This window comes from Bacteroides mediterraneensis (assembly GCF_016900355.1).
In the GTDB taxonomy this organism is placed as follows: Bacteria; Bacteroidota; Bacteroidia; order Bacteroidales; family Bacteroidaceae; genus Phocaeicola.
Genome location: NZ_JACJKA010000008.1, coordinates 53,145 through 65,786 on the forward strand (window position 1 = coordinate 53,145; position 12,642 = coordinate 65,786).

At 44.5% G+C, this 12,642-nt stretch carries 10 protein-coding genes, 2 tRNA genes and 1 other RNA gene; 8 read left to right on the forward strand and 5 right to left on the reverse strand.

All coding sequences use genetic code 11. The features are described 5' to 3' along the window. Nucleotides 1-74 precede the first annotated feature (74 nt). Together H6A28_RS06085 and H6A28_RS06090 are read right to left on the reverse strand one after the other, a co-directional pair. Nucleotides 75-145: transfer RNA gene (locus H6A28_RS06085), tRNA-Gln, on the reverse strand. Between the two features lie 42 nt (nt 146-187). After that, a tRNA-Gln gene (locus H6A28_RS06090) sits at nt 188-258 on the reverse strand. Between the two features lie 223 nt (nt 259-481). Between H6A28_RS06090 and rsfS the strand changes: the two genes are divergently transcribed. Genes rsfS through H6A28_RS06105 form a run of 3 tightly spaced genes read left to right on the forward strand, consistent with a single transcriptional unit; the run spans nt 482 to nt 3,780 of the window. After that, the gene (rsfS, locus tag H6A28_RS06095; RefSeq protein ID WP_204479347.1) at nt 482-841 is read left to right on the forward strand and encodes a ribosome silencing factor; all 360 of its coding nucleotides are present in this window, start codon (nt 482-484) and stop codon (nt 839-841) included. Between the two features lie 15 nt (nt 842-856). After that, the gene (gene ftsH / locus H6A28_RS06100) at nt 857-2,905 is read left to right on the forward strand and encodes an ATP-dependent zinc metalloprotease FtsH (RefSeq protein WP_204476330.1); all 2,049 of its coding nucleotides are present in this window, start codon (nt 857-859) and stop codon (nt 2,903-2,905) included. A gap of 29 nt (nt 2,906-2,934) precedes the next feature. Beyond that, nucleotides 2,935-3,780: a phosphatidate cytidylyltransferase gene (locus tag H6A28_RS06105; protein WP_204476331.1), complete on the forward strand. Its 846-nt coding sequence runs from the start codon at nt 2,935-2,937 to the stop codon at nt 3,778-3,780. 41 nt (nt 3,781-3,821) lie between these two features. On the opposite strand, the gene lpxB is transcribed toward H6A28_RS06105, so the two are convergent. Together lpxB and surE are read right to left on the reverse strand one after the other, a co-directional pair. After that, a complete protein-coding gene (gene lpxB / locus H6A28_RS06110) occupies nt 3,822-4,979 on the reverse strand; it encodes a lipid-A-disaccharide synthase (protein WP_204479348.1) in 1,158 nt (385 codons plus the stop codon). Next, the gene (gene surE, locus H6A28_RS06115) at nt 4,976-5,749 is read right to left on the reverse strand and encodes a 5'/3'-nucleotidase SurE (RefSeq protein WP_204479350.1); all 774 of its coding nucleotides are present in this window, start codon (nt 5,747-5,749) and stop codon (nt 4,976-4,978) included. Before surE ends, lpxB begins: the two co-directional genes overlap by 4 nt. A gap of 212 nt (nt 5,750-5,961) precedes the next feature. Between surE and H6A28_RS06120 the strand changes: the two genes are divergently transcribed. The 5 genes from H6A28_RS06120 to H6A28_RS06140 all read left to right on the forward strand — a co-directional run bounded on the left by H6A28_RS06120 (nt 5,962) and on the right by H6A28_RS06140 (nt 12,058). Beyond that, nucleotides 5,962-6,729: a ParA family protein gene (locus H6A28_RS06120; protein ID WP_204476334.1), complete on the forward strand. Its 768-nt coding sequence runs from the start codon at nt 5,962-5,964 to the stop codon at nt 6,727-6,729. 6 nt (nt 6,730-6,735) lie between these two features. After that, nucleotides 6,736-7,632 carry a ParB/RepB/Spo0J family partition protein gene (locus tag H6A28_RS06125; protein WP_204476335.1) on the forward strand — a complete coding sequence of 299 codons (897 nt, stop codon included), beginning with the start codon at nt 6,736-6,738 and terminating at the stop codon, nt 7,630-7,632. Nucleotides 7,633-7,645: 13 nt separating this feature from the next. Beyond that, entirely contained in the window at nt 7,646-8,431 is a 786-nt protein-coding gene (locus H6A28_RS06130; RefSeq protein WP_239466722.1) for a DUF5683 domain-containing protein, read from the forward strand. A 3-nt stretch (nt 8,432-8,434) separates the two neighbouring features. Then, complete coding sequence (locus H6A28_RS06135) at nt 8,435-9,700, forward strand: lytic transglycosylase domain-containing protein (protein WP_204479352.1); 1,266 nt, start codon at nt 8,435-8,437, stop codon at nt 9,698-9,700. A gap of 75 nt (nt 9,701-9,775) precedes the next feature. Further along, nucleotides 9,776-12,058, forward strand: a complete 2,283-nt coding sequence (locus H6A28_RS06140) for a RelA/SpoT family protein (RefSeq protein ID WP_204476337.1) — start codon at nt 9,776-9,778, stop codon at nt 12,056-12,058. 180 nt (nt 12,059-12,238) lie between these two features. On the opposite strand, the gene ssrA is transcribed toward H6A28_RS06140, so the two are convergent. Further along, nucleotides 12,239-12,635, reverse strand: a transfer-messenger RNA (tmRNA) gene (ssrA, locus tag H6A28_RS06145). Nucleotides 12,636-12,642 lie beyond the last annotated feature (7 nt).

The following is a 12,642-nucleotide window of genomic DNA, read 5'->3' on the forward strand; positions in this document are numbered from 1 at the left end:
CATATATTCCCCTCTACAAATATAAAAAAGTAAAAAACAAAAAAGGTGTCCTGATAACTCAGAACACCTTTTTGTTGGGCTACTCGGATTCGAACCAAGAAAAACAGGACCAGAATCTGTTGTGTTACCATTACACCATAGCCCAATAGTGCTTTGTCTCCTCCGTGGAAACGCGGCAAAAAAGAAGTTGGGCTACTCGGATTCGAACCAAGAAAAACAGGACCAGAATCTGTTGTGTTACCATTACACCATAGCCCAAAATCGAAAGAACGATTGTCATCCTTTTTGTTTGACGGTGCAAAGGTACAACATTTTTGGAACATACAAAGCATTCGGGCATTTTTTTCTTCTCAAAAACATATTTTTCTTCTTTTTTCAGCTTCTTTCAGGCAAAAATTTTCTGATATACGGAAAAGCAAGTATATTTGCCCTACTTATTATATAAAGAACTTTATTTGTAAATATAGGAAGATTCAAAAGAATGAACGAAACAACAAATTTAATAGAAAAAATCACTGAAGGGATTCAAGAAAAAAAAGGAAAACAGATTGTCATTGTCAATTTAACTGAAATAGAAGATACCATCTGTAAATATTTTGTCATTTGTCAAGGAAATTCACCAAGCCAGGTTTTGTCTATCGTAGACTCTATCAAAGAGCATGTGAGAAAAGAAACCGGAATCAAAGCATATGGCATAGACGGACAGCGAAATGCCCAATGGGTAGCAATGGATTACAGTGATGTCATTGTACATGTATTCCTACCGGAAGTACGGAATTTTTATAATCTGGAACACTTGTGGGCAGATGCCAAATTAACGCGTGTACCAGATTTAGACTAATAAAACAAGAAAATTATGAGCAATAATACAAATAATAAACCTAAACTCAATGTGCCACGTTTCAGCTTGACGTGGCTTTACATCATTATAGCCATGATTTTTGCCTTCCTTTACTTCTCGGGAGATGAAGGAAGCGCCTCAAAAGAAGTGAACTATACGGAATTCCAGGATATGGTCACCAAAGGATATGCAGACAAAATCGTGGCTTACGACAATAATACTATAGAAATGTATATCAAGCCGGAGCACATTGTGGACGTATTCAAAAAAGATGCGACCAAAGTGGGAAGAAGTCCGGCTGTCAACGTACAGATTGGTTCCATGGAAGCATTGGATAAATTTCTGGACGAACAGACGAAGGCTGGAAATTTCACAGGCTCCATCCAATACGAAAAGAAAAGTGACTATTTCAGCCTGATTCTTTGGAATGTATTACCTTTTGTCGTACTCATTGCCATCTGGATGTTTGCCATGCGACGCATGGGAGGTGGCGGAGGTGCCGGTGGCGCATCGAACGTATTCAACGTGGGCAGAAGCAAAGCACAGCTTTTTGAAAAAGGAACCAACCGCATCACCTTCAAGGACGTAGCCGGACAAGCAGCTGCCAAACAGGAGGTACAGGAAATCGTAGACTTCTTGAAACAACCGCAAAAATACACGGAACTGGGAGGTAAAATACCTAAAGGTGCCTTGCTGGTAGGCCCTCCGGGAACTGGAAAGACCCTGCTGGCCAAGGCTGTAGCTGGAGAAGCTGATGTACCGTTCTTCTCCATTTCCGGTTCTGACTTCGTAGAAATGTTTGTGGGTGTGGGTGCATCCCGCGTACGCGATTTGTTCCGTCAGGCCAAAGAAAAAGCTCCATGCATCATTTTCATCGATGAAATTGATGCTGTAGGACGTGCCCGTGGAAAGAACCCAAGCATGGGAGGAAACGACGAGCGTGAAAACACCTTGAACCAGTTGCTGACAGAAATGGACGGATTCGGTTCCAACAGTGGAGTCATCATCCTGGCTGCTACCAACCGAGTAGATATCCTGGATAAGGCCTTGCTGCGTGCCGGTCGTTTTGACCGTCAGATTTATGTAGACCTGCCGGACTTGAACGAACGGAAGGAAGTATTTGGCGTACATTTGAGACCTCTGAAACTGGACGACACTGTAGACGTAGACCTGCTGGCCCGCCAGACTCCGGGATTCAGCGGAGCAGATATAGCCAATGTATGTAACGAAGCAGCCCTGATTGCCGCCCGTCACCAAAAGAAGAGCGTAGGCAAAGATGATTTCCTGGCTGCGATAGACCGTATCGTAGGTGGACTGGAAAAGAAGACGAAAGTGATGACCGCAGCCGAAAAGCGGGCCATCGCCCTGCACGAAGCAGGTCATGCCACGATTTCCTGGTTCTTGGAACATGCCAATCCGCTGATCAAGGTAACCATCGTACCGAGAGGACGTGCCTTGGGGGCAGCCTGGTATCTGCCTGAAGAACGCCAAATTACCACCAAAGAACAGATGCTGGACGAAATGTGTGCTACCTTGGGAGGACGTGCGGCCGAAGAACTCTTTATCGGACACATCTCTACAGGGGCCATGAACGACTTGGAACGGGTGACCAAACAGGCATACGGTATGATCGCCTATGCAGGTATGAGCGACAAACTGCCAAACCTATGTTATTACAACAGCAACGAAGACTACAGCTTTACCAAGCCGTACAGTGAACATACTGCCGAACTCATTGACCAGGAAGTACAGAACATGATCAATGAACAATACAGCAGAGCAAAAGAATTGCTGAAGGAACACAGTGAAGGACATAACCAACTGGCTCAGATGCTGATAGAACGGGAAGTGATTTTTGCAGAGGACGTGGAACACATCTTCGGCAAACGTCCGTGGACTTCACGTTCGGAAGAAATCATGGCTGCCAACGAACAGGCTGAAGAAGCCAAACGTTTGGAGAACAAGACACAGACCGCTGAATCTGCACCTGCAGAAAAGACCGAGGAAAAGCCGGAAGACCAACCTGCTACTGACGAACCTCAGTCCACTGCAGAAGATAAATGAAAGAAAACTATTTGCTAACATAAAACAACGTGAAAAACAACTTTATCCAACGTGCTATCACAGGAGTAATTTTTGTAGGCGTCCTGGTAGGATGCATCCTATGGGACCCTATTTCTTTTACCCTGTTGTTCGCACTCATCAGCGCGTTGACCATACATGAATTCGGAACCATTGTCAGCAAGCAACCGGATGTAGAAATCAACAAACCCATCTGCATGCTGGCCGGCATATTCCTGTTCTTTGGCTTCGCTTATCTGGGTGTCATGCCAAGACAAACCGAGGTATTGATACCGTATTTATTTCTGATCCTCTACCTGCTGGTCAGCGAACTCTATCTGAAAAAGAAGAATCCGCTGAACAACTGGGCGTATGCCATGATGAGCCAAGTGTATATTGCGCTTTCGTTCGCCATGCTGAACGTACTGGCCTATCATTCTACGGGCGGTTCTTCTCCTTATAATGTACAGTATAATCCGATACTGCCTTTATCCATCTTCATCTTTACCTGGATAAATGATACGGGAGCCTACTGTACAGGAATGTTGTTTGGGAAACATCGCTTGTTCGAGAGAATCTCACCCAAGAAATCATGGGAAGGTTCGATTGGAGGAGGTATATTCAGTGTGATTGCGGCCGTAGTAATGGCTCATTTCTTTCCATTCATGTCATTGGGAGTATGGATCGGACTCGCTCTGACGGTAGTGGTTTTCGGTACGCTGGGCGACCTGACAGAATCGCTACTGAAGCGTACTTTGGGAATAAAAGATTCGGGAAATATTCTCCCGGGACACGGAGGTATGCTCGACCGGTTTGACAGCACGCTGATGGCGGTTCCAGCAGCAGTAGTATACCTATATATAATATCTTGCTTTTAAAAGTCTATTCTTTCTATATCCAACAAATACAAGTCCTCCATTCATTTGGAATGTGAGGACTTATTCTTTTTCTGTTGTAGGCATTCTATCATTTGAGAAGCAGCCCTGTCGGAAGCTCCGCCCTCACCGAGCAGATTAATCAAGCTCTTATATCCCTGCAACATCTGTTCCCGGCCCTCAGCGCCTGGAAGAATCCGGGCCAGCTGCGCCTTCACATTTTCCACCGTCATTCCATCAGCCACCAGTTCGGCCACCACTTCACGCCCGGCAATCAGATTGACCAGCGAGATATATTTTACCTTTAATATATGCCGCCGCAAAAACGACACGAGCTTGCCGGCTGCCGTATAGTAACATACCACCTGAGGAACGCGGAATAATGCCGTTTCCAGGGTAGCCGTACCGCTCGTCACCAAAGCAGCCGTGGCGTGGGAAAGCAAATCATAGGTCTGCCCGAACACAATCTCGGCATTCTCTCCCATATAGGCCCGATAAAACTCCGGTGCAATGCTCGGCGCCCCTGCGATAACGAACTGATATTCTGGAAACGCCCGGGAAGCTTCTATCATACGCGAAAGATTGTCTTTTATTTCCTGCTTCCGGCTACCAGCCAGTAATGCTACGATAGGTTTGCTGCCCAGTTTGTTACGTGTCACAAACTGAGCAAAATCTTCCGAGTATGCCTGTTGGAAACCATCGACGGCATCCACACACGGATTGCCCACATAATGAATAGGATAGGAATGTTTCTCGAAGAAATCCACTTCAAACGGAAGGATGGAAAACAGCTCATCCACATCGCGCTTGATGTTCTTGATGCGATATTCTTTCCACGCCCATATTTTGGGCGAGATATAATAAAAAATCGGGATGCAAGTATGCGCCTTAATATATTCGGCAATTTTCAGGTTGAACCCCGGATAGTCAACCAAAATCAATACATCCGGCTGCCAACCGACAATATCTTGCTTGCAAAAGTCCATGTTCCGGAAAATCGTACGCAAATGCAATAAAACCGGAATGAATCCCATGTAGGCCATATCCTTGTAATGCTTGACCAAGGTGCCTCCCACGGCCGCCATCAAATCGCCTCCGAAAAAGCGAAATTCAGCAGCTGAATCATTCTTTTGCAAGGCTTTCATCAAATTGGAAGCATGCAAATCACCCGAAGCCTCTCCTACAATCAAATAGTATTTCATACCTGAAAATTCCAGTGAGTCATCTCTTCCTTCAAAGCATAAGCCGTCACATCAATCTGTGTGGGGGTAATAGCCACATAACCATGATCAAGCGCCCAATGGTCCGTATCTTCCGCATCCTGTTCATTATTCTTGTAAGAGCCTGTCAACCAATAATAGTAACCTCCTCTCGGATGCTCTGCCTTCACAAATTCATTGGTCCACACGCCATTTGTCTGTCGGCAGACACGTACACCTTTCAATTCCTTTACGTTGGGAAAGTTCACATTCAGGCAAGTACCTAAAGGCAAACCATGTTCCAGCACCTCCTCTACAATACGCTGTATATACGGGAATGTAGGAGTAAAATCCGCTTCCGCATCATGATTGCAAAGAGAAAAGCCCACCGACGGGATACCTTTCAAACATCCTTCAATCACCACTCCCATCGTACCGGAATAATGTACATTGACCGAAGAATTATCTCCGTGGTTGATTCCGCCAATCACCATATCGGGCACCCGAGGAACCAGTTCGTGCAAGGCCAGCTTCACACAGTCTACCGGTGTTCCTGTACAACTATATAAAACAAAGCCAGATTCTGAAGCCAATTGTTTGCAACGCAAAGGATGCTCTGACGTAATGGAACCTGAAGCTCCCGAACGGGGACCGGAAGGAGCTACTACCATCAAATTAGCCATAGGTCGCAACACTTTTATCAATTCCTGAATTCCTTTTGCAGCATAGCCGTCGTCGTTCGACAACAGCAGAAACGGTTTCTCTTTCATCATATTATCATTCAATCTTTTTATGAGTGTAAAGTTACAACAAATCTTAATCTTACCAAACCGGGTCACACAATTAAGCAAAAATATATATCTTTGCCCGCGTGAAGTTATTAACAGATGAGGTGACTTTTCAACACTTTCCCAAAAGTCATGGAATTTTAATTGACACTGTCACCAATTATTAGTTACTTCGCAATCAGAATAAACTGATTAATATGGGAAAAATTATTGCTTTGGCCAATCAAAAAGGAGGAGTAGGCAAAACTACAACGACGATTAACTTGGCTGCATCTTTAGCTACTCTCGAGAAGAAAGTACTAGTGATTGACGCTGACCCTCAGGCAAATGCCTCATCTGGTCTAGGCGTGGACTTGAAAGACATTGATTGTTCAATCTACGAATGTTTAATCAATCAGGCAGACATCCGGGAAGCTATTTACACCACCGATATTGACGGATTAGACATCATACCTTCTCACATCGACCTGGTAGGTGCTGAAATTGAAATGTTGAACCTGGAGAATCGTGAGAAAATCATGCGACACGCACTGGAACCGATGAAAGACGAATATGACTATATACTGATAGACTGCTCGCCTTCGCTCGGCTTGATTACCATCAATGCACTGACTGCTGCCGATTCGGTAATCATCCCTGTACAATGCGAATACTTTGCACTGGAAGGAATTAGCAAACTGCTGAATACCATCAAGATTATCAAAACGAAACTGAATCCTTCACTGGAAATTGAAGGATTTTTGTTGACCATGTTTGACTCACGTCTGCGCCTGGCTAACCAGATTTACGACGAAGTGAAACGACATTTCCAGGAGCTGGTATTCAAAACCATCATCCAGCGTAATGTCAAACTGAGTGAAGCTCCCAGCCACGGTATTCCGGCCATCCTTTATGATGCAGAATCCACCGGAGCAAAGAACCATTTGGCCCTGGCCAACGAAATTATAACCAAAAACGGCAAATAAAAGTATATGGCAGTACAGAAAAAATTTGCATTAGGACGAGGACTGGATGCCTTAATATCTCATGAAGAGGTAAAGACCTCCGGCTCATCCTCTATCAACGAAATAGAATTGAGCAAGATATCAGTCAATCCCAACCAACCTCGCCGGGAATTTGATCCGATCGCTTTGCAGGAACTGGCTGACTCCATTGCTGAAATTGGTATCATACAGCCTATTACCCTACGTCAAATCAGCGAGGATTCTTATCAGATCATTGCAGGAGAAAGACGTTACAGAGCCTCCATATTAGCGGGACTGAAAACCATACCGGCTTATATCCGCACGGCAGACGACGAGAATGTCATGGAAATGGCATTGATTGAAAATATACAACGTGAAGACCTGAATTCACTGGAAATCGCACTGGCTTACCAGCACCTGATTGAGCAGTATGAACTGACACAAGAACGACTCAGCGAACGAATAGGCAAGAAACGTACAACTATCGCGAATTACCTGCGGTTATTGAAACTGCCGGCTCCCATTCAGATGGCTCTGAAAAACAAAGAAATCGACATGGGACATGCACGCGCATTACTGACTTTAGATGACCCTAAAACACAGATACGTATTTTCAATGAAATCGTAAGTCAGGGATATTCTGTCAGAAAGGTAGAAGAAATCGTGAAGGCACTAGCCAGTGGCGAAAGTGTGAAAAGCGGAGGAAAAACCATCACTCCCAAAGGAACACAATTGTCAGAAGAATACTCTATGCTGCAAAACCATTTGTGCAGTTTCTTCGGCACAAAGGTACAGCTATCTTGCAGCAACAAAGGAAAAGGAAAAATCAGCATTCCTTTTAACAGTGAAGCAGACCTGGAAAGAATTATGGAGATTTTAGACTCTTTGAAAAAAACAGAATAAACGACCACTTCATTTGAGAGCACATACATTTACATATATACTATCGTTTATCTTGTTACTCTGCACCCCTTACTGGGGGGGCATGGAGGTACATGCCCAACGTGCCAAGAAACACCGGGAAGGTATACTGACCACCGACTCCATCCGCTTGAAGCATCAAGCGGACAGCCTGGCACTGGCCGATACCACGGATTTGCAACGACAGCTGAACCTGAAAAATCTGGAAGCTCCCGTAGATACGGCGGCATTGGCACAACAAAATGATTCTTTACAGCATGCCCAACCTCAGCCCATAGAGAAAAAACGCTGGATCCCCAATTCCAGCCGTACAGTATGGCTGGGACTGGTCATCCCAGGGGCCGGACAAATCTATAACCGGAAATACTGGAAGTTACCCATCATTTATGGAGGTTTTGTGGGCTGTGCCTACGCCCTTACCTGGAACAGCCAGATGTACAAGGACTATTCGCAGGCCTATCAGGACATCATGAGCAACAATCCGAACAACAAAAGCTACGAAAACTTCCTTTCTCCTGGAACCAATGTAAATGACCGGCTTGAATATTGGCAAGAACAGTTTCGTTCACGTAAAGACCAATATCGTCGCCAACGTGACCTAAGTATATTTGCATTTATTGGTGTATATTTATTATCGGTGATTGATGCCTATGTGGATGCCGAACTTTCTGATTTTGACATCAGCAAAGACCTCAGCATGAAATGGGAACCCACCATCTTTAACGATGCATTCCGCAACCGTCCCCAAGGAGTCGGCTTGCAATGCTGTATTAAATTTTAAACAATGAGAAAGCTACTTTTCAGTTTACTGACTGCCACAATCTGCAGTGCGTCCTCCCTTTTTGCACAGCAAACGGAGAAAACCATTACTGTACAATCTGCAAACGGACAAGAAGACGTAATAGACTTACCGGAAGGTATGATATCCACCACCGACAGCCTTTATCTGGACTGGATATCCAAACACTATATCAACCCGGCAGAGAACTGTACGATGACTACCCAGAACCCGGAAGTCAGCGATTCAATCTATATGGATCGTCTGCAACGGATTCCGGCCATCATCGAGATGCCTTACAATGATATCATACGGAAATTCATCGACATGTATGCCACTCGCCTGCGACAGAAAGTATCTTTCATGTTGAGCGCGAACAATCTATACATGCCTATTTTTGAAGAAGCTCTCGATTTATATGACCTTCCACTGGAACTTAAATACTTGCCTGTCATTGAATCGGCATTGAATCCGACAGCCACTTCCGCACAAGGAGCCGTAGGCCTATGGCAGTTCATGCTTCGTACCGGTCAGGTATATGGTCTGAAAGTCAATTCACTGGTAGATGAACGGAGAGATCCGATTAAATCTACACGCGCCGCAGCCCGCTACTTGAAAGATTTATTTGATATCTACCACGACTGGAACCTCGTGTTAGCAGCCTATAACTGCGGACCGGGTACCATCAACAAAGCCATCCGCCGGGCAGGAGGTGAAAAGGATTTCTGGAAGATTTACAATTACCTGCCCAAGGAAACCAGAGGTTATGTACCTGCATTTGTAGCAGCTAATTACATCATGACTTATTATTGCGAGCATTATATCAGTCCCATGGAAATGAATATGCCCGAAAGTACAGATACGGTTCACATCAACCGTCCACTAAATCTGAACCAGATAGCTGAAGTATGCAAGATGGATATCGACCAGCTACGTGCCCTGAACCCCGAATTCAAGAAAGATATCATTCCGGGCAATGAAAAGCCCTATGCCTTAAGATTGCCGACCCAGATGATGAGCTGCTTCATCGACCATGAAGATAGCATCTACAACTACAAACTGGAAATCTACCAAACCCGCCGCAGTACTGTTACAGTCAGCAACAGTAACACCAGCAAAAGTAAAGGAAAAGCGGTATACCATCGCATCCGTAATGGAGAGACATTAGGAAGCATTGCAGCCAAATATGGCGTAAGTGTAAACCAACTCCGACGATTGAATGGGATTAAAGGTAGTAATATCCGAGCAGGCAAATCACTGCGCATCCGATAAGAAAAGCGACCATTTGCTTGTTTGATTCGTATTTTTCTCTATTTTTGCATTATCGATTCAAAGAAGGGAGAGAATATGACTGAGGAGAAACTTACGCAGGAACAAGCAGATGAGCAACTGATAGACAACGCCTTTCAGGAGTTATTGGACCGATACCTTGAAAGTAAACACCGGAAAAAGGTAGAGATTATTACAAAAGCCTTCAACTTCGCCCGACAAGCTCACAAAGGAGTACGCAGACGTTCGGGCGAACCTTATATATTGCATCCCATAGCCGTAGCACGTATTGCATGCGTGGAAATCGGATTAGGGTCTACTTCTATCTGTTCTGCACTACTTCACGATGTAGTGGAGGATACAGACTATACTGTGGAGGACATCGAAAATCTGTTCGGGCCTAAAATAGCCCAGATTGTGGACGGGCTGACAAAGATTTCTGGAGGAATCTTCGGAGACAGAGCTTCTGCCCAAGCTGAAAATTTCAAGAAACTACTTCTTACGATGAACGATGACATCCGTGTCATCCTCATCAAAATAGCGGACCGCCTGCACAACATGCGTACACTCGGTTCCATGCTGCCCAGCAAACAATATAAAATTGCGGGAGAAACCCTTTATATTTATGCGCCACTGGCCAACCGCTTAGGCCTAAACCGTATCAAGACTGAGTTAGAGGATCTGAGCTTCAAGTATGAACATCCAGAAGCCTATCAGCAGATAGAAGACAAACTGAAAGCCACACAAACCGAACGAGAAAGTTTGTTCGAAGAATTCACAGCTCCTATTCGTGCCCAACTCGACAAGATGGGACTTCCCTATCGGATACTGGCACGAATCAAGTCGCCTTATTCCATTTGGAATAAAATGCAGAACAAGCACATCACCTTCGAAGAAATCTATGATATTCTGGCTGTACGTATCATATTCACTCCCAAAAACGAAGAAGAAGAGTTGAATGACTGCTTCAACATCTATGTAGCCATTTCCCGCATATATAAGCCACATCCCGACCGCTTGCGCGACTGGGTCAGCCATCCGAAAGCCAACGGCTATCAGGCTCTCCATGTGACTCTGATGAGTAACAAAGGACAATGGATTGAAGTGCAGATTAGAAGTGAGCGGATGAACGACGTAGCTGAACAGGGTTTTGCTGCACACTGGAAATACAAAGAAGGAGGAGGTAGTGAGGATGAAGGTGAACTCAGCAAATGGCTGAAAACCATTAAAGAAATCTTGGATGACCCTCAACCGGATGCCATTGACTTCCTGGACACCATTAAACTGAACCTGTTTGCCTCTGAAATTTTCGTATTTACTCCCAAAGGGGAAATCAAGACCATGCCACAGAATGCAACGGCATTGGATTTTGCCTTCTCTATTCATACTTTCTTAGGAAGTCACTGCATCGGAGCCAAAGTCAACCACAAACTGGTGCCTCTTAGCCACAAGCTGCAAAGCGGAGACCAGGTAGAAATTCTGACTTCTAAAGCCCAGAAGGTACAACCTTCATGGATAAACTTTGCCACTACTGCCAAAGCCAAAGCCAAAATTCTGTCTATTCTGAAGAGGGAACGCAAAGAAACTCAACAGACGGGAGAAGACATGTTACACGATTTCTTCACCAAAGAGGGCATTGAAGCCAATGATACCAACATTCAGAAACTTTGTACCCTCCATAAACTGAAATCGCCTGAGGAACTCATGTATCAGATAGGGCAAAAAGTCTTTACATTGGGAGAAGCTGACAAAAATGAACTCAAAGAAAAGCCAACCCCTACTAACTGGAAAAAATACATTGCATTTGCTTTCGGTGGAGGAAACAAGTCGAAAACACAAGACAGTGTACCTCCCAAAGAAAGTGCTCCTCAGCTCAATATCGACAAGAAAAAAGTAGTCCGACTGACTCCTGAGGAGATTCAGAAACACTATATCATTGCAGATTGCTGTAAACCCATTCCTGGCGATGACGTGTTAGGATACATCGACGACAACAACCGCATCATCATCCACAAACGGCAATGTCCGATTGCAGCCCAGCTAAAGACGAGCTTCGGCAACCGATTGTTAGCTGTGCAGTGGGAAATCGGGAAAGCCCTCAATTTCCCAGTGAATGTCTACATGAAAGGCATTGATGGCATTGGTGTACTGAACCAAGTAACGCAGATTATCTCTCAACAACTCAACGTCAATATCCACAAATTAAACATTGAGTCAAATGATGGAATTTTCGAAGGACGAATCCAACTCTTTGTACATGATGTGGACGATGTAAACACCATCTGTGAGAACCTGAAAAAGTTGGACAGCATCAAGAAGGTAACTCGAATCGAGAACTTTGACGATGCCATTGCAGATTAACCGAACTCCAATAACTTCTTAACCGGCATATATTCTCCAAACCCAAAGAATATATGCCGTTTTTTATTCTTCTATCTACCAATAAGTCAATAGAGCCAAGAAAAGGGAACTAATCAAGAGAAAACAAAAGATGATATAAAAAAGAAAGAACCGCTGAAAATCAGCGGTTCTCAAGGATCTTCGTGGAGCTGGAGGGAGTCGAACCCTCGTCCAAACAAGGAAGCCATATGCTTTCTACATGCTTATCTCTGCCTTCGGTTTTCGTGCACAAGCAAGACCAGAGCCACCCACTTATGCCTTAGTCCCTAAAATTTCATTCCAGCCGCGGAACAAGACTGAAACTATTTCCGAATTTGCTGCACCGCTAAACCAAACGCTTCGGAACAAGAGCTTTTGAGCGATGTCTCGTTTCCATCACTGTGACAGAAATAAAGCTAATCTACTATACTTCGATTAAGCAGCGAGAGCATAATTTTCGTTGCCAGATAATTGTTCAGTAACTGAGATTATAGTGCAAATCACTGACGCACTGCATGCTTACATACCACATCTCTCGCTGTCAAAACCAAACAACCCCAAGATTG